The organism is Streptomyces sp. NRRL B-24572, assembly GCF_002156145.1.
Lineage (GTDB): Bacteria > Actinomycetota > Actinomycetes > Streptomycetales > Streptomycetaceae > Streptomyces > Streptomyces vietnamensis.
The window spans coordinates 22,990-39,546 of record NZ_MWIG01000287.1; the positions used below are offsets into that span (position 1 = coordinate 22,990).

18 protein-coding genes are annotated in these 16,557 nt (G+C 71.8%); 15 read left to right on the plus strand and 3 right to left on the minus strand.

Going from position 1 to position 16,557, the window contains the following annotated elements:
* Positions 1-288 precede the first annotated feature (288 nt).
* Positions 289-669, minus strand: a complete 381-nt coding sequence (locus tag CCN56_RS17970; protein WP_179199887.1) for a hypothetical protein — start codon at positions 667-669, stop codon at positions 289-291.
* Positions 670-929: 260 nt separating this feature from the next.
* Here CCN56_RS17970 and CCN56_RS17975 point away from each other — a divergent pair, with 260 nt between their 5' ends.
* The 15 genes from CCN56_RS17975 (at position 930) to hypE (ending at position 15,798) form a co-directional block, all read left to right on the plus strand.
* Positions 930-2,630: an enoyl-CoA hydratase-related protein gene (locus CCN56_RS17975; RefSeq protein ID WP_086828061.1), complete on the plus strand. Its 1,701-nt coding sequence runs from the start codon at positions 930-932 to the stop codon at positions 2,628-2,630.
* A gap of 56 nt (positions 2,631-2,686) precedes the next feature.
* Complete coding sequence (locus CCN56_RS17980) at positions 2,687-3,769, plus strand: hydrogenase expression protein HypE (RefSeq protein ID WP_107484173.1); 1,083 nt, start codon at positions 2,687-2,689, stop codon at positions 3,767-3,769.
* 93 nt (positions 3,770-3,862) lie between these two features.
* Complete coding sequence (locus CCN56_RS17985; RefSeq protein ID WP_086828063.1) at positions 3,863-5,647, plus strand: nickel-dependent hydrogenase large subunit; 1,785 nt, start codon at positions 3,863-3,865, stop codon at positions 5,645-5,647.
* Positions 5,644-6,195 (plus strand): hypothetical protein, encoded by a 552-nt coding sequence (locus tag CCN56_RS17990; protein ID WP_086828064.1) that lies wholly within the window; start codon positions 5,644-5,646, stop codon positions 6,193-6,195. The genes CCN56_RS17985 and CCN56_RS17990 overlap by 4 nt, the downstream gene beginning before the upstream one ends.
* Positions 6,192-6,851, plus strand: a complete 660-nt coding sequence (locus CCN56_RS17995) for a DUF5947 family protein (RefSeq protein WP_086828066.1) — start codon at positions 6,192-6,194, stop codon at positions 6,849-6,851. The genes CCN56_RS17990 and CCN56_RS17995 overlap by 4 nt, the downstream gene beginning before the upstream one ends.
* Complete coding sequence (locus CCN56_RS18000; RefSeq protein WP_086828067.1) at positions 6,848-7,486, plus strand: DUF6084 family protein; 639 nt, start codon at positions 6,848-6,850, stop codon at positions 7,484-7,486. The genes CCN56_RS17995 and CCN56_RS18000 overlap by 4 nt, the downstream gene beginning before the upstream one ends.
* Complete coding sequence (locus tag CCN56_RS18005; RefSeq protein ID WP_086828069.1) at positions 7,483-8,880, plus strand: hypothetical protein; 1,398 nt, start codon at positions 7,483-7,485, stop codon at positions 8,878-8,880. Before CCN56_RS18000 ends, CCN56_RS18005 begins: the two co-directional genes overlap by 4 nt.
* The gene (locus tag CCN56_RS18010) at positions 8,877-9,398 is read left to right on the plus strand and encodes a hydrogenase maturation protease (protein WP_086828071.1); all 522 of its coding nucleotides are present in this window, start codon (positions 8,877-8,879) and stop codon (positions 9,396-9,398) included. The genes CCN56_RS18005 and CCN56_RS18010 overlap by 4 nt, the downstream gene beginning before the upstream one ends.
* 20 nt (positions 9,399-9,418) lie before the next feature.
* The gene (locus tag CCN56_RS45835) at positions 9,419-9,535 is read left to right on the plus strand and encodes a hypothetical protein (protein ID WP_373412864.1); all 117 of its coding nucleotides are present in this window, start codon (positions 9,419-9,421) and stop codon (positions 9,533-9,535) included.
* A 135-nt stretch (positions 9,536-9,670) separates the two neighbouring features.
* Positions 9,671-10,066: a hydrogenase maturation nickel metallochaperone HypA gene (locus CCN56_RS18015; protein WP_086828073.1), complete on the plus strand. Its 396-nt coding sequence runs from the start codon at positions 9,671-9,673 to the stop codon at positions 10,064-10,066.
* Between the two features lie 2 nt (positions 10,067-10,068).
* Entirely contained in the window at positions 10,069-10,764 is a 696-nt protein-coding gene (hypB, locus tag CCN56_RS18020; RefSeq protein ID WP_086828075.1) for a hydrogenase nickel incorporation protein HypB, read from the plus strand.
* The gene (hypF, locus tag CCN56_RS18025; RefSeq protein WP_086828077.1) at positions 10,761-13,199 is read left to right on the plus strand and encodes a carbamoyltransferase HypF; all 2,439 of its coding nucleotides are present in this window, start codon (positions 10,761-10,763) and stop codon (positions 13,197-13,199) included. The genes hypB and hypF overlap by 4 nt, the downstream gene beginning before the upstream one ends.
* Positions 13,200-13,209: 10 nt before the next feature.
* Complete coding sequence (locus CCN56_RS18030) at positions 13,210-13,527, plus strand: HypC/HybG/HupF family hydrogenase formation chaperone (RefSeq protein ID WP_086828079.1); 318 nt, start codon at positions 13,210-13,212, stop codon at positions 13,525-13,527.
* On the plus strand, positions 13,524-14,708 hold the full coding sequence (gene hypD / locus CCN56_RS18035) for a hydrogenase formation protein HypD (RefSeq protein ID WP_086828080.1): 1,185 nt from the start codon (positions 13,524-13,526) through the stop codon (positions 14,706-14,708). The genes CCN56_RS18030 and hypD overlap by 4 nt, the downstream gene beginning before the upstream one ends.
* A 49-nt stretch (positions 14,709-14,757) precedes the next feature.
* Entirely contained in the window at positions 14,758-15,798 is a 1,041-nt protein-coding gene (gene hypE, locus CCN56_RS18040; protein ID WP_086828142.1) for a hydrogenase expression/formation protein HypE, read from the plus strand.
* Between the two features lie 2 nt (positions 15,799-15,800).
* Here the strand turns inward: hypE and CCN56_RS18045 are convergent, their stop codons facing one another.
* Positions 15,801-16,031 (minus strand): hypothetical protein, encoded by a 231-nt coding sequence (locus CCN56_RS18045; protein ID WP_086828082.1) that lies wholly within the window; start codon positions 16,029-16,031, stop codon positions 15,801-15,803.
* The gene (locus CCN56_RS18050; protein ID WP_086828084.1) at positions 16,015-16,272 is read right to left on the minus strand and encodes a DUF6400 family protein; all 258 of its coding nucleotides are present in this window, start codon (positions 16,270-16,272) and stop codon (positions 16,015-16,017) included. The genes CCN56_RS18045 and CCN56_RS18050 overlap by 17 nt, the downstream gene beginning before the upstream one ends.
* Positions 16,273-16,557: the final 285 nt, after the last annotated feature.

The window sequence follows — 16,557 nt, forward strand, 5'->3', positions numbered from 1 at the left end:
GCCGCGCCGGCGTGTCGTCTTCGCTCGCTCTCAGGGCCGACCCGGCAGAGTGCGCACGCCGCGCTGGGCAGGGCATTCAGGTCCTGTTCCCCGTCGAAAGGGGCGCAGCGTACGCGCCCGGCCACGGTGCCCGCACCGGAGGCCGTGCTCGGCATCCGGTCCCTGGCGACCGAGTACAGCACCGGTCCTGTGCACCGCGGCCGGATCTCCCTCGTCGGGACAGGAATGGCCGGAGTGGCGATGAGGGCCGCTCGTATGGCGTAGGGGCCCTTCGTTCTCGGTGCCGCGTCAGCCCGGTCGGGGGCCGGAGTCGTCGTCCGGGTTCACGCCCGTGAACGCCGAGTCGTCCTTCGTTCCGCTGGGGCGCTGTGAGCGGCCCCTTCGACCGGTGTCGCGCATGCCCTTCTCCGACGAGCGGCCTCGCTTCTCGCCCCGGGTCGTGTCGCTGTGAACGGTGTCGCCGGGGACCTCGCGTTCTTCCTCCTTGGCGGCCTTCCGTCCCTTGCCACGCGGGGGCGCGTGCTTCTCGGGGTGGAAGGAACGCGAAGCGCTCGGATTCTCCTGCTGTCGCGTCTCGTTCACATCGGGGGACCAGCCGTGCTGTCCGGCCATGCCGTCGCGGCTCGGCTCGCCGCGCGAGGACCTGGAGGACTTCGGCTTCTCTGCCATGAGCCGACCTGCCTGTCCGTATGAGGGGCATGCGTCCGCGTACCCGTAGGACTCTGATTTTCCCACGGGACACATGGCGCGTCTCCTGGGCGGCACACCGCGGCGACCAGGCCGCCAATCGGTCGGACGCACGCCTCGAACGGGTGAGGTGCGGGCTCCGCCACCCCGCTGCCCGCCTCGTGCTGCCCGATGATCACAGGCGGTTGGTGGACCGCGGTTCCCAGGGCCGCACCGTCCACCACGACCCGGAAAGGCCGCCCATGCGCATCCTGCTCGTCGCCAGCAGCTTCAACAGCCTCACCCAGCGCGTCCTGGTGGAGCTGCGCGACCGCGGGCACACCGTTCCCGTGGAGGTCACCCCCGACGGTGCCGCCGTGCGCGAGGCAGTGGCGCGCCACACGCCCGATCTGGTCGTGGCCCCCATGTTGAAGGCCGTCGTGCCCCGCGACGTGTGGACGGCACACCGTTGCCTGATCGTGCACCCGGGGCCCGTGGGCGACCGCGGTCCGTCCTCGCTGGACCACGCGATCCACGACGGGGTCGCGGAGTGGGGCGTCACGGTCCTCCAGGCCGACGAGGAGATGGACGCGGGGGACGTCTGGGCGTCCGCGACCTTCCGCGTTCCGGAGGTCGGCAAGAGCGATCTGTACCGCAACGAGCTGTCCGACGCCGCCGTGACCGCCGTGCTCCTCGCCATCGAGAAGGTCGCCGCCGGCGCGACACCGCGTCCGCAGACCGGCGAGATCCGCGCCCGTCCCGCCCTCCGCCAGGAGGAGCGTCGGATCTCGTGGGACGAGGACGCCACCGTGACCGTTCTGCGCACCCTGCGGGCCGCCGACTCGCAGCCCGGCGTACCGGACCGGCTGCTGGGCGCCGAGTGGTTCCTGCACGGCGGCCACGCGGAGGACGGTCTGCGCGGGCGGCCCGGTGCACTGCTCGCCACCCGGGCGGGCGCTGTCTGCCGCGCCACCGTGGACGGCGCGGTGTGGATCCCCGAGCTCCGCGCCCGCACCGGCCCCGGCAGGCCGCGCGCCTGCAAGCTCCCCGCCACCCTCGCCCTCGCCGGCCGGTTGCCGGAACTCCCCGAACTGCCCGCACCCGCCGACCCGGTGCCGGGTCGGCGGACCTGGTCCGACATCCGGTACCGCGAGCAGGGGCCGGTCGGCGTTCTGTCCTTCTCGTTCCCCGGCGGGGCGATGAGCACAGACCAGTGCCGCCGCCTGCTGGACGCGTACGAGACCGCACGCGGGCGTCCCACCTCCGTCCTGGTGCTCGGCGGACAGCGCGACTTCTTCTCCAACGGCATCCATCTGAACGTCATCGAGGCCGCCGCCGACCCCGCCGCCGAGTCCTGGGCCAACATCAACGCGATGAACGACCTGGTCGAGGCGGTCCTCACCACGACCGAGCGGCTCGTGGTGAGCGCGATCGGCGGCAACGCCGCCGCCGGCGGGGTGATGCTCGCCCTCGCCGCCGACGAGGTCTGGTGCCGTTCGGGGGCGGTGCTCAATCCGCACTACCGGCGCATGGGCCTGTACGGCTCGGAGTACTGGACCCGCACCCTGCCCGGAAAGGTGGGCGAGGCTCTGGCGGCGCACCTCACCGAAGACGCCCGGCCGGTGTCCGCGGCGGCATCGCTCGACATGGGGCTGGTCGACCGGGTCGTCGACTGCGGACCGGGGGAGTTCGCCGCCGAGGTCACCCGATTGGCCCTCCGTCTGGCGTCCCGTGGCGGTCTCCAGTCGCGGATCGCGGCGAAGAAGGCGGAGCACGAGCGCCGGGAGTCCGTCGCTCCCCTTGCGGCCCACCGTGAGCAGGAGCTCTCCCGGATGCGGGCGATCTTCGACGATCCCACCGCGAGCTACCACGCACGGCGCCGGGCCTTCGTCCGGAAGGAGGCTCCCCGAGCGCCGATCCCGAACGGCCCAGGTGCGGGCGCGAGTGGATCGACCGACTGTTAAGCAAGACCTAGGCCCGACACGAGGCCTTCGCCCCATCCCTCCTCAGGAGGCGACCCATGAGCGCAGTGAAGCCGGCCCCGGTCGAGGACCAGGGTGCCGCACCCGGCAGCGAAGAGAAGCCGATCCACATCCTCTGGATCAACGCGGGTCTGAGCTGCGACGGCGACTCGGTGGCCCTGACCGCCGCCATGCAGCCCAGCATCGAGGAGATCGCCCTCGCGGGGCTGCCGGGGCTGCCCCGGATCGCGGTCCACTGGCCGCTGATCGACTTCGAGTGCGGTCCGGTGGGCGGCGCCGACACGTTCATCGAGTGGTTCTTCAAGGGGGAGCGGGGCGAGATCGACCCGTTCGTGCTGGTCGTCGAGGGATCGATCCCGAACGAGGCCATCAAGCAGGAGGGCTACTGGAGCGGCTTCGGCGACGACCCGGAGACCGGCCAGCCCATCACCACCAGCGAGTGGATCGACCGCCTGGCACCCAAGGCCCTCGCGGTGGTCGCGATCGGCACCTGTGCCACGTACGGCGGCATCCACGCCATGGCGGGGAACCCGACCGGCGCGATGGGCCTCCCGGACTACCTCGGCTGGGACTGGAAGTCGCATGCCGGCATCCCCATCGTGTGCGTGCCCGGCTGCCCCATCCAGCCGGACAACTTCGCGGAGACGCTGACCTACCTGCTCTATCAGGCGGCCGGTTCCGCGCCCATGATCCCGCTGGACGACAAGCTCCGTCCGACCTGGCTGTTCGGGGCCACCGTGCACGAGGGCTGCGACCGGGCCGGCTACTACGAGCAGGGCCAGTTCGCCTCGACGTACGACTCGCCCAAGTGCCTGGTCAAGCTCGGTTGCTGGGGTCCCGTCGTCAAGTGCAACGTCCCCAAGCGCGGCTGGATCAACGGTGTCGGCGGCTGCCCGAACGTCGGCGGCATCTGCATCGCGTGCACGATGCCCGGATTCCCGGACAAGTTCATGCCGTTCATGGACGAACCTCCCGGCGGCAAGGTCTCCAGCACCGCCAGCGGCGTGTACGGCTCCGTCATCCGCCGCCTGCGGGACATCACGGCCAAGACCGTGGACAAGGAACCGAAGTGGCGGCACACCGGCGAGCGCATCACCACCGGCTACCGGCCGCCCTGGTGACCGTGACGTCCTCGCACCACCCCCGCAGGACCCCCCCCCATCCATCCCACTGTTCGCGTAGTCGAAGAGTTGACGAAGGGCACCGCAACAACCATGGCATCTCCGGCGAAGACGACGGGTGACGGCTCCGGCCTTGTGGAGATGGCCTGGGACCCCATCACACGGATCGTGGGCAGCCTCGGCATCCACACGAAGATCGACTTCAAGCAGAAGCGCGTCGCGGAGTGCTACAGCACCTCCTCCGTCTTCCGCGGCTACAGCGTCTTCATGCGGGGCAAGGACCCCCGCGACGCGCACTTCATCACCAGCCGCATCTGCGGCATCTGCGGTGACAACCACGCGACCTGCTCCGTGTACGCGCAGAACATGGCGTACGGCGTGAAGCCCCCGCACCTCGGTGAGTGGATCATCAACCTCGGCGAGTCCGCGGAGTACATGTTCGACCACAACATCTTCCAGGAGAACCTGGTCGGGGTCGACTACTGCGAGAAGATGGTCCGCGAGACCAACCCCGGCGTCCTGGAACTGGCCGAGCGCACCGAGGCGCCGCACGCCGCCGAGCACGGCTACCGCACGATCGCGGACATCATGCGCTCCCTCAACCCCCTCGAAGGCGAGTTCTACCGCGAGGCGCTCCAGGTCAGCCGCTACACCCGGGAGATGTTCTGTCTCATGGAGGGGCGGCACGTCCACCCCTCCACCCTCTACCCCGGCGGTGTCGGCACGGTCGCGTCCGTGCAGCTGTTCACCGACTACATGAGCCGCCTCATGCGCTACGTGGAGTTCATGAAGCGGGTCGTCCCGCTCCACGACGACCTCTTCGACTTCTTCTACGAGGCGTTGCCCGGCTACGAGGAGGTCGGTCGCCGCCGCGTGCTGCTCGGCTGCTGGGGCGCGCTCAACGACCCCGAGCACTGCGACTTCACCTACGCCAACATGACCGACTGGGGCCGGCGGATGTTCGTCACCCCCGGTGTCGTCGTCGACGGCAAGCTGGTGACCAACGACCTCACCGAGATCAACCTCGGCATCCGCATCCTGCTCGGCAGCTCGTACTACGAGGACTGGCAGGGCCAGGAGCAGTTCGTCACCCACGATCCGCTGGGCAACCCGGTCGACCCGCGCCACCCGTGGAACCAGCACACGATCCCGGCCCCGCAGAAGCGGAACTTCGACGACAAGTACAGCTGGGTCATGTCCCCGCGCTGGTTCGACGGCAAGGACCACCTGGCACTGGACACCGGCGGCGGCCCCATCGCGCGCCTGTGGTCCACCGCGCTCTCCGGCCTCGTCGACATCGGCTACATCAAGGCCACCGGGCACAGCGTCGTCATCAACCTCCCCCGGACGATGACCAAGCCGGAGACCACCTTCGAGTGGAAGATCCCGAAGTGGAGCAACGCGCTGGAGCGCAACCGCGCCCGGACCTACTTCCAGGCGTACGCGGCCGCCGTCGCCCTGCACTGCGCCGAGAAGGGCCTGGAGGAGGTCCGCGCCGGACGCACGCAGACGTGGGAGAAGTTCGAAGTGCCGGACGAGTCCATCGGTGTCGGCTTCACCGAGGCCGTACGGGGTGTCCTCTCGCACCACATGGTCATCAGGGACGGCAAGATCGCCAACTACCACCCCTATCCGCCGACGCCGTGGAACGCCTCCACGCGGGACACGTTCGGAACCCCCGGTCCGTACGAGGACGCGGTGCAGAACACCCCGATCTTCGAGGAGAACACGCCCGAGAACTTCAAGGGCATCGACATCATGCGCGCCGTGCGCAGCTTCGACCCCTGCCTGCCGTGCGGCGTCCACATGTACACGGGCAGCGGCAGGACCGTGAAGCAGATGCACGTGCCCACCGGCCTGAGCGGTCTGGCCGGATGAGCGCGACCACCGCCGAACAGGCGGGCCGGCGGGTCGAGGAGGTCCTGGACCGGCTGGCCGAGAACGGCGACGCGGAGGCCTGCGCGGCCGCGGAGGAAGTCGTACGCGTCCTCATGGAGTTCTACGGCAGCGGCATCGCCCGCCTCGTCGAGCTCCTCGGGCGCCCCGCCGCCCGCCCGCCAGCCGACCCGCTGGGCCCGCTGCTCGCGGACGAACTCGTCGCGAGCCTCCTCAACCTGCACGGACTGCACCCCGAGGACACGCCGACCCGTATCGACCGAGCCCTGTCCGCCCTGCCGCAGCCCGTGGAGAACGCCGGATTCGACCCGGCGACGGGCGTGCTGCGACTGCGGGTCACCGCCTCGGCCGGCTGCGGCTGCTCCGGCACCCAGGAGTCCGTCCGGCAGGCGGCCGTGGACGCCCTCGCCTGCTTCGCCCCCGAGGTGACCGGTGTGGAACTGGAGAGCGGTGCCCCGCGCGAACCGGCGCTGCTCCAGATCGGCACCCGTCCGTCGCCCGCGGGCGGCCGCTCATCGGCCGCCCTGTGAACGGGCCGCCGAACAGCGCCGTGCGCCCCCCGGGGCCCACCGGCCTGCGCCGGTTCACCACTCCCCGACCGCCCCGCGAGGAGCGCTGCGAACTGTGCGGTGCCATGCTGGCGGCCGAGGAGCGTCACCCGCATCTCGTCGACACGGACAAGCGGGCCCTGGTCTGCGCCTGCGTCCCGTGCGCGCAGCTCATGGACCGCTCCGCCGCCTCCCCGGGGCGGTTCCGGGCGGTCCCCGGCCGCTTCCTGAGCGACCCGGGGCACCGGATCGACGACCGGGCCTGGGAGTCGCTGCGGATCCCGGTCTCGGTCGCGTTCTTCTTCCGCAACTCCGCCCTCGACCGGCCGGTGGTGCTCTACCCGAGCCCCGCCGGCGCCACGGAGAGCGAACCGGACGAAGAGGCCTGGCGGTCGGTCCTCGACGCCACCCGGCTCGCCGCCCACCTCGAACCCGACGTCGAGGCCCTGCTGCTGCGCCGCCACGAGGGCCGCACCGAGTGCTTCCTCGTGCCGATCGACCTCTGCTACGAACTGGTGGGCCGCATGCGACTGCACTGGCAGGGCTTCGACGGAGGCGCGGAGGCGCGGGCGGACCTCGACGACCTCTTCACCCACGTCCGCGGCCTGGCCCGCGAGCCGCAGGAGAGCCGACCGTGACCGAGTTCTCCTTCAGTTGCACCGACGTCCGCGCCGACGCCTACGCGGCCGGACCCACGCTCGTGTTCCGGCTGCGGATCACCGCCACCGGCGGCACCCGGGTCCACGCCATGGCCCTGCGCTGCCAGATCCGCATCGAACCCGCCCGGCGCGGCTACGACGACCACGAGGCCGCGGCCCTGGGCGATCTCTTCGGCGAACGCTCCCGGTGGGGCAGCAGCCTCAACCCGGTCCAGTTCGCCCAGGCCTCGGTGATGGTGCCCGGCTTCACCGACGAGATCGAGACCGATCTCGTCGTGCCGTGCACCTACGACACCGACATCGCCGCGTCCCGCTACTTCCGGGCGCTCTCCGACGGCGACGTCCCGCTGCTCCTGCTCTTCTCCGGCACCGCCTTCACCGGCGCCGGCGGCTTCCACGTCGAGCCCGTGCCCTGGGACAAGGAGGTCTCCCACCGCATGCCCGTGAAGGTGTGGCGCGAGATGATCGACCAGCACTTCCCCGGCTGCGGATGGATCCGGCTCCCGGGCGACGCGATGGACGCCCTGCTCGCCTACCGCTCGCGCCGGGCCCTCCCCTCGTGGGAGGCCACCGTCGAGTCCCTGCTCGAAGCGGCGGGGGAGAGGACACGATGACCACCGTCGCCTTCACCCCCGGCACCGAGGCGCGGTTCGCCGTCGCCCGGCACGTCGCAGACGCCGTCCTCTTCGAGGGGTACGTCCTCTACCCGTACCGCGCGTCCGCCGCGAAGAACCGGCTCCGCTGGCAGTTCGGGGTCCTCGTGCCGCCGTCCTGGAGCGCCGCCGCCGAGGAGCACGACTTCCAGCTCACCGAGTGCCTCGTGGAGCCCAGGACCGGAGCCGAACTCGCCGTGGAGGTCCGTTTCCTGCGCGCCCAGCGACGTACCGTCGAGGAACTGCGCGGGGACGGGACCTTCGCCCCGACCGGCGAACTACGGCTGGCCGACCGGGTCCTGGTGGCCTGGGACGAGGGTGTCGAGGAGCGCGTCACCCTCGTCGCCCCCGTCGCCGAACTGCGGGGCGACGGCACCGTCCTGTCCTTCACCCGCCCCGCAGCCGAGGAGACGGAGGAGGTCACCGACGCGGACGGACGCGTCCTCGGCCGACTCGTACGCCGCCGCGAGGAGATCAGCGGCGCCCTGCGGATCTCGGCGGCCGAGATCGACGGCCCGTACCGCGTCGAGCGCCTCTCGGTCACGGTGGAGAACACCAGCGACTGGACCGCCGAGCGGGACACCGACCGCCACGCGGCACTGCCGTACTCCCTCGTCGCCACGCACACGCTGCTCCGTATCGACGGCGGGTCGTTCCTGTCGATGACCGACCCGCCGGAATGGGCCAGGGGCGCCGTCGCCGCCTGCCGCAACCTGCACACCTGGCCCGTCCTGGCCGGCGAACCCGGCCACGACGACCTGATGCTCTCCTCGCCGATCATCCTGGAGGACCACCCGGCCATCGCGCCCGAGAGCCCCGGTGCCCTCTACGACGCGACCGAGATCGACGAGATCCTCGCCCTGCGCACGGCGGCCCTCACCGACGAGGAGAAGCGCGAGGCCAGGGGAACCGACGCCCGCGCCGCGGCGGTGATCGAGCTGGCGGACACCATGCCTCCCGAAGTGCTCGAGCGTCTGCACGGAGCTGTGCGGAGCCTCCAGAGCGTCACCGGGCCCCCGAAGCCGGCCGGAAACGTCCTCGAACCGGAGACGCCCTGGTGGGACCCGGGCGGCGACACCGGTGTCGATCCGGGCAGCGACCACGTCCTCGTCGACGGGCGCGCGGTCCGCGCGGGCAGCAGGGTCGTCCTGCGCCCCCGGCTGCGCCGCACGGACGCCCAGGACCTGTTCCTCGACGGGCGCAGCGCGCTGGTCGAGGCGGTCCTCCACGACGTCGACGGCGGGGTTCACATCGCGGTGACCGTGGAGGACGACCCGGGCGCCGACATCCGCCGCGAACAGGGCCGGTTCCTCTACTTCCAGCCCGACGAGGTCGAAGTACTGGAGGACGCGTGAACGGCCCTGCGCCCGAGGCCCGGGCACCCCGCACCCTCGTGGCCGGGGTGGGCAACGTCTTCCTCGGCGACGACGGCTTCGGCGTGGAGACCCTGCGGCGGCTCACCCGCGAGGAACTCCCCGCCTCCGTCGAGCTGGCCGACGTCGGGGTCCGGGGCGTCCACCTCGCCTACGAACTCCTCGACGGCTGGAACACCCTCGTCCTCGTCGACGTCACCGCCCGCGGCGGGGAACCGGGGACGCTCTATCTGATCGACGCCTCGGCGGCCGACGACCGTGCCCGCGGCACGGAGCCCGCGCCGCTCGACGGCCACCGGATGACCCCCGACGCCGTCCTCGCCCTGCTCGACACCCTGTGCGCGGGAACCGGCGCGGCACCGCCGCGGCGGATCCTCGTCGTCGGCTGCGAACCGGCCTGCCTCGACGAGGGCATCGGGCTCAGCCCGCAGGTCGCCGCCGCCGTGCCCGAGGCGGTGCGCATGGTGACCGAACTGGTCCGCCAGGAAGCCGTCGTATGAACACCGAAACGGAGAGTCCCATGCACAGGAACGTCCTCGGCGCCGCAGTCGCCGCCACCGCCGCCCTGGCCGTCGTGGCCGTCGTCGCCGGAGTCCTCCCCGACATCCGGCGCTATCTGCGCATCAGCAGGATGTGACGCACCCGCGGGTCCGGTGGTGGCGGCTGCACCGAACGGACGACACGGCCGTCCAATCCCGGCGCGCCGGGCATGCCCCCGCCGCCACCCGTTCTCTAATGGCGCCCGAGACCCCCGCGCCCAGGACGGAGACCGATGCACGAGATGTCCCTCGCGGTCGCCGTCGTCGACCAGGTCGAGGCCGCGGCGAAGTCCCGCGGGGCCGTCGGTGTCAGCAGCATCGAGCTGGACGTGGGCGAGCTGGCCGGCGTCGTCGCCGACGCCCTCGCCTTCTGCTTCGAACTCGCCTGCGCCGGAACCGTCGTCGAGGGCGCCGAGCTGATCACCCGTACCGTCCCGGGCACCGCGCGCTGCGCACCGTGCGCCGAGGACTGGGCGGTCGGCATGCCGCCCCGGCTGCTCTGTCCCGGCTGCGGCGCCGCCGCCGACGAACTGGTCTCCGGCCGTGAGCTCCAGATCCGGGAGGTCCGCTGGGCCTGTCCCGAAACGACGCACGAACGGCATCGCCGACCGATCACCGAGGAGAGCTGAGCATGTGCCGAGCCGTCGATCTCCAGCGCGCGGTCCTCGCCAAGAACGAAGCCGCGGCACACATCCTGCGCACCGAGCTGAACGCACGCGGCACCACCGTGATCAACCTGCTCTCCAGCCCCGGCAGCGGGAAGACCGCCCTGCTGGAGCGCGAACTGCGCCTCGCCCGCGAACGGGGCGTCGGCGCCGCCGCGCTCACCGCCGACCTGGCCACCGAGAACGACGCCCGCCGCCTGGCCCGCTCGGGCGTCCCCGTCAAGCAGGTGCTCACCGACGGCCTCTGCCACCTGGAGGCCGACATGGTCGCCCGGCACCTGCACGACTGGCTGCCCGAGTCCGTCCGGCTGCTGTTCGTGGAGAACGTCGGCAATCTCGTCTGCCCCGCCGGTTACGACCTGGGGGAGTCCCTCCGAGTGGTGCTCGCCTCGGTCACCGAGGGGGAGGACAAGCCGCTCAAGTACCCCACCGCGTTCGGCCTCGCCCAGCTGGTGATCGTCACCAAGACCGACATGGCCGAGGCCGCGGAGTTCGACGAGACGGCCTTCCGCGCCAACGTGCAGCAGGTCAACCCCGGCGTCGAGGTCGTCCTCAGCTCGGTGCGCGACGACCGAGGAGCCGGCGCGCTGCTGGACCGGGCCCTCGCGACGGCAGAGGGGAACCGCGTCCACACCCCGGCGATGGCCCGGGCCGGCGCATGACCACGGCGCAGCCCGGACCCGCCCCCGCGACGGCCCCGCGGCGCAGCCGTGTGGTCGTCCGCGGTGTCGTGCAGGGCGTGGGCTTCCGGCCCTTCGTCCATGCCCTTGCCACCGGGCTGCGCCTGTCCGGCCACGTCACCAACACGGCGGACGGCGTCGTCGCGGAGGTCGAGGGAGACCCCGCGGACGTCGCCGCCTTCTGCGCCCGCCTCGCGCCCGACGCCCCGCCCCTGGCCCGCGTGGAGTCCGTCGAGGCGGCCGAGCTGACCGCCGGCGGCGGCAGCGGATTCACGATCGTGCCCTCCCGCCGGGGCGACGCCGTCCGCACCCTCGTCCCGCCGGACACGGCCACCTGCGACGACTGCCTCGCGGAGCTCGCGGACCCGGCCGACCGGCGGTATCTGCACCCCTTCATCACGTGCACCAACTGCGGCCCGCGGTTCACGATCGTCACGGGACTGCCCTACGACCGGGTCCACACCACCATGGCCGGCTTCCCGATGTGCCCGGACTGCACCCGGGAGTACGCGGACCCGGCCGACCGGCGCTTCCACGCGCAGCCCATCGCCTGCCCCCGCTGCGGCCCCCGGCTGCGGCTGGTCACGGCGCCGGACGGCCCTGCCCGCTCCGGCGCCGATCCGGACGCCCACTGCGCCTCCGACTCCGGCGACGAGCCGATCGCCGCCGCACGCCGGATGCTCGCGGCCGGTGCGATCCTCGCAGTCAAGGGCCTGGGCGGCTTTCACCTGGCCTGCGACGCGACGAACCCCGACGCGGTGGCCGAACTGCGCCGCCGCAAGGCGCGCGGTGACAAACCGTTCGCGATGATGGCCGCGGACCTCGCCGACATCGAGCCCCTCGTGCACCTCGGCCCGCTCGAACGCGAACTCCTCACCGGCGGTGTCCGGCCCGTCGTCCTGCTGCGCCGCCGCGACGACGCCCGGCCGGGACAGGGGGCCGCCCCGGCGGGAGCGGTGGCCCCCGGAAGCCCCGACCTCGGCTTCATGCTCCCGTACACCCCCGTGCACCATCTCCTCCTCGGCCTGGGAGCGGCTGACCGGGAAGGGCCTCGGCTGCTGGTGATGACCAGCGGCAACCTCTCGGGCCAACCCATCGTCACGGACGACGCGGAGGCACTGACCAGGCTCGCCGGACTGGCGGACGCCTGGCTGCTGCACGACCGACCGATCCATGTGCCCTGCGACGACTCCGTCGTCCGCGTCTGCGACGGCGAGCAGCTGACGCTGCGCCGCTCCCGGGGCTACGCACCACTTCCGGTCGCGCTGCCCGTCGAGATCGCTCCGGCCCTCGCTGTCGGAGGGGACCTGAAGAACACCTTCTGCCTCGGCGAAGGACGCCAGGCATGGCTCTCCGCCCACATCGGCGACATGGACGACCTTGCCACCCAGCTCGCCCTCACCTCCGCCGAGCGGCAACTCGAGTCCGTCACGGGCGTACGGCCCGGACTGTTCGCCGCCGACCGCCACCCCGCCTACCGGTCCACCCGCTGGGCCCGTGAACACGCGGCGGGACGGCCCGTCGTCCCCGTACAACACCACCACGCGCACGTCGCGGCGACGATGACCGAGAACGGTCTCGACGGCACGCGTCCCGTGATCGGTGTGGCCTTCGACGGCACCGGCTACGGTCTCGACGGCGCCGTGTGGGGCGGCGAGTTCCTTCTCGCGGACTACGCCGGGTTCCGACGGTTCGCGCACCTGGCCTGCGTACCCCTGCCGGGCGGTGACGCGGCCGTACGACGGCCGTACCGCATGGCTCTGTCCCACCTGCGGGCCGCGGGCCTCGCCGCCGACCACGCGCTGCCCTGCACGCGAGCCTGTGCGCCCGGGGAGCTTCCCGTACTGGAAAGGCAGTTGGCGCGTGAGCTGAACTGCGTGCCCACGTCCAGCATGGGGCGCCTCTTCGACGCCGTCTCCTCCCTCGCGGGGATCTGCCAGCACGCGGGATACGAGGCGCAGGCCGCGATCGAGCTGGAGGCCGCGGCCCTGCGGGCACCCGCCGTGGCCGAGGACGGACGCTACGCCTTCCGGCTCGGCTCGCCGCGGACCGGCGCCCCGCTCACCGCCGACCCCGCGCCCCTTCTGACGGCGGTGGTCGCCGACGTGCTGGACGGGACCCCCGCAGCCGTCGTCGCGGCGCGCTTTCACCACGCCGTGGCCCGACTGGTGCGTGTGGTCTGCGCCGCGGCCCGCGGCGAGACCGGCGTGGAGACCGTCGCCCTGACCGGGGGGGTGTTCGCCAACACAGTGCTCTCCTCGGCCTGCGCCGAAGGACTGCGGGAGGACGGCTTCACCGTCCTGCGCCACCGTCTGATCCCGCCGAACGACGGGGGCCTGGCTCTCGGCCAGCTCGTCGTGGCGGCCCGGAGCACGGACGGGGCGGCCCCCGGCACGCCACGACGAGAGCGAAAGTGAGGAAACGCCCATGTGCCTGGCGGTACCCGGAAAAGTGCTGGACGTCGAGGACCGGGACGGAACCCGGATGGCCACGGTCGACTTCGGCGGCGTGGTCAAGGAGGTGTGCCTGGAGTACCTGCCGGACCTGAAGCCCGGTGAGTACGCCATCGTGCACGTGGGCTTCGCCCTCCAGAAGCTCGACGAGGAGTCGGCCCGGCGGACGCTGGAGCTGTTCGAGACCCTCGGTCTGCTCCAGGAGGAGTTCGGAGACCCGTGGGAGGCCGCCGAGGCCGCGGGAAGCGAGTGGCAGGCGCAGGGCGACGTCCACGGGGAGGTACGGCCGTGAAGTACATCGACGAGTTCCAGAACCCGGACCTGGCAGGCCGGCTGCTCGACGAGATCCGCGCGACGGTGACGCGCCCCTGGGCCCTGATGGAAGTCTGCGGCGGCCAGACCCACAGCATCATCCGGCACGGCATCGACCAGCTCCTGCCGCCCGAGATCGAGCTGATCCACGGCCCGGGCTGTCCGGTCTGCGTCACTCCGCTGGAGATGATCGACAAGGCCCTGGAGATCGCTTCCCGGCCGGGGGTGATCTTCTGCTCCTTCGGCGACATGCTCCGCGTCCCCGGCACGGGCCGCGACCTGTTCCAGGTCCGCGGGCAAGGCGGCGACGTCAGGGTGGTCTACTCCCCGTTGGACGCGCTGCGGATCGCCGAGCAGAACCCGGACCGGGAGGTGGTCTTCTTCGGCATCGGCTTCGAGACCACGGCGCCGCCCAACGCGATGACCGTCCATCAGGCGCGCAAGCGGAACATCCGTAACTTCAGTCTGCTCGTGTCCCACGTCCGCGTCCCCCCGGCGATCGACGCGATCATGCGGTCCCCGGACTGCCGAGTCCAGGGTTTCCTTGCCGCCGGCCACGTCTGCAGCGTGATGGGCACGGCCGAGTACCCGGAGCTCGCGCAACGCCACCAGGTGCCGATCGTGGTCACCGGATTCGAGCCGCTGGACATCCTGGAAGGCGTACGCAGGACCCTGCTTCAACTGGAGCAGGGCGAGCACCGGGTCGAGAACGCCTATCAGCGCGCCGTGACGGCCGAGGGCAATCCGGCGGCACAGGCGATGCTGAGCGATGTCTTCGAGGTCACCGACCGGGCCTGGCGCGGCATCGGCGTCATCCCGGACAGCGGCTGGCGCCTGTCCGAACGCTATCGTGACCACGATGCCGAGCACCGCTTCTCCGTCGAGGGGATCGACACCCGCGAGCCTGCCGAGTGTCGCAGCGGCGAAGTCCTCCAGGGCCTGCTGAAACCGAACGAGTGCGAGGCGTTCGGCACCACCTGCACGCCCCGCTCCCCGCTCGGCGCCACGATGGTGTCCAGTGAGGGCGCCTGCGCCGCCTACTACCTCTACCGGCGGCTCGACGCGGGAACTCCGGGACAGCGGCCTCCCACGTCGGTCCCCACGGCCTCCGGCACCCCGTCCCCGGTCACCGCTTCCCTGGAGGGCAGCCCCCTTGCCTGACACCGTCAGCACCACCCCGGCGGTCGACGTCGCGCAGCCGGCCCCCGACATGCTCGCCTGGACCTGCCCGGCGCCCCTGCGGGACCGACCGCGCATCGTCATGGGCCATGGCGGCGGAGGAACACTGTCCGCCGAGCTGATCGAGCACATTTTCGCGCCGGCCTACGGCGGACCGGCCCTCGCCCACACCGCGGACGCGGCCGAGATCCGGATCGGCGGCGCCCGCCTGGCGTTCTCCACGGACTCCTTCGTGGTGCGCCCCCTGTTCTTCCCCGGCGGCAGCATCGGCGACCTCGCCGTCAACGGCACCGTGAACGACCTCGCCATGAGCGGCGCCCGGGCGAGCCACCTCTCCTGCGGGTTCATCCTGGAGGAAGGCGTCGAGACCGACGTGGTCGCCCGCGTCGCGCAAGCCCTCGGTGCGGCGGCGCGCGTGGCCGGCGTCCAGGTCGTCACCGGTGACACCAAGGTCGTGGAGGCCGGTCACGGCGACGGCGTCTACATCAACACCTCGGGGGTCGGGCTGATCCCCGAGGGAGTCGACCTGCGCCCGCAACGGGTGGTGCCCGGAGACGTGGTGATCGTGAGCGGCCCGATCGGTATGCACGGCGTGGCGATCATGAGCGTGCGTGAGGGCCTCGAATTCGGTGTCGAGATCAACAGCGACTGCGCACCGCTCGGCGGCCTCGTCGAGGCGATGCTCGCCGTCACGCGGGACCTGCACGTGCTGCGCGACCCCACGCGCGGGGGCCTGGCCGCCTCGCTGAACGAGATCGCGGCGGCGTCGGGCACGGGCGTCGTCATCAAGGAGCGTGCCGTACCGGTCCCCGAAGCGGTCGGCAATGCCTGCGCGGTGCTCGGACTCGACCCCATGTACGTGGCGAACGAGGGCAAGCTCGTGGCCTTCGTTCCGCGTGACCACGCCGATGCGGTACTGGCCGCGATGCGCGCTCATCCCATGGGCACCGAAGCGGCGGTGATCGGTGAGGCGGTCGAGACCCACCCGGGCATGGTGGTGGCGCGCACCGGACTCGGTGGCACCCGCGTCGTGGACATGCCACTCGGAGAGCAGCTGCCGCGGATCTGCTGAGCTCAGGCCCGGCGGCCGCGTCGCTCACGGGAGGTGTCGAGGGTCCACGTGTGGGTGCAGTTCGGGCACTGCAGGTGGACCCGGAGCCCGTTGTTCCCGATCAGATAGCGCCAGTGGCTCCGGCAGTTCCGGTGGTCCAGGCAGGTCGCGCAGTCACGGGCATCGTCGCAGCCGGGGCACGCGACCCAGGCCCGCCGAGCCGGGTCGGCGTGGGGATCAAGCGGAAGACGCACGGCCCGGCACCTCCCCGGGCAGCACACCGGCCGCGACCAGCATCGCGTGAAGCCTCTGCTGCTCCTCGTCCAGGCCCGAGTACAGCAGGGTGCGCGCCGCCTCCTCCTCACGCAGAACGGCCACGGGGTCCCAGTCGGGCCCAAGGGCTGCCACGACTTCGGCACGCCGACGTGCCTCCTCGACGGTGAGGTCGATGCTGAAGCCGACTAGGTCGGAACGAGGACCGGTGTCGTGGTTCATGGGGGTGCTTTCGGAATGAATCGAACAAGTGCGCCACCACGTCTACCAGAGCGCACGGCTCCCACGGAAGCGCCCGACCTGCCTTCGACGGTCCCTGTGGCGCACCTCATGCCGAACGGGCAGCAGCGCCGGTCGGCGGTGTCGACGATCACGCAATTCGGCTCTGTCGGGGATCTTGTGACGGTGAAACCCGTACGCGGTGTACGGCTGCGGCTTAGGATCGTGGCCATGGAGTCGCCCTCACCGAGCCCGATACGCACTCAGACTCTCCATAGGTCGGGGCAG

Coding starts and splice junctions, on each gene's coding strand:
- CCN56_RS18050 (WP_086828084.1), bottom strand. CDS start 16,272: ATGAACCACGACACCGGTCCTCGTTCCGACCTAGTCGGCTTCAGCATC.
- CCN56_RS18015 (WP_086828073.1), top strand. CDS start 9,671: ATGCACGAGATGTCCCTCGCGGTCGCCGTCGTCGACCAGGTCGAGGCC.
- CCN56_RS17980 (WP_107484173.1), top strand. CDS start 2,687: ATGAGCGCAGTGAAGCCGGCCCCGGTCGAGGACCAGGGTGCCGCACCC.
- CCN56_RS45835 (WP_373412864.1), top strand. CDS start 9,419: ATGCACAGGAACGTCCTCGGCGCCGCAGTCGCCGCCACCGCCGCCCTG.
- hypE (WP_086828142.1), top strand. CDS start 14,758: ATGCTCGCCTGGACCTGCCCGGCGCCCCTGCGGGACCGACCGCGCATC.
- CCN56_RS17975 (WP_086828061.1), top strand. CDS start 930: ATGCGCATCCTGCTCGTCGCCAGCAGCTTCAACAGCCTCACCCAGCGC.
- CCN56_RS18030 (WP_086828079.1), top strand. CDS start 13,210: ATGTGCCTGGCGGTACCCGGAAAAGTGCTGGACGTCGAGGACCGGGAC.
- CCN56_RS18005 (WP_086828069.1), top strand. CDS start 7,483: ATGACCACCGTCGCCTTCACCCCCGGCACCGAGGCGCGGTTCGCCGTC.
- hypF (WP_086828077.1), top strand. CDS start 10,761: ATGACCACGGCGCAGCCCGGACCCGCCCCCGCGACGGCCCCGCGGCGC.
- hypB (WP_086828075.1), top strand. CDS start 10,069: ATGTGCCGAGCCGTCGATCTCCAGCGCGCGGTCCTCGCCAAGAACGAA.
- CCN56_RS17970 (WP_179199887.1), bottom strand. CDS start 669: ATGGCAGAGAAGCCGAAGTCCTCCAGGTCCTCGCGCGGCGAGCCGAGC.
- CCN56_RS17990 (WP_086828064.1), top strand. CDS start 5,644: ATGAGCGCGACCACCGCCGAACAGGCGGGCCGGCGGGTCGAGGAGGTC.
- CCN56_RS17985 (WP_086828063.1), top strand. CDS start 3,863: ATGGCATCTCCGGCGAAGACGACGGGTGACGGCTCCGGCCTTGTGGAG.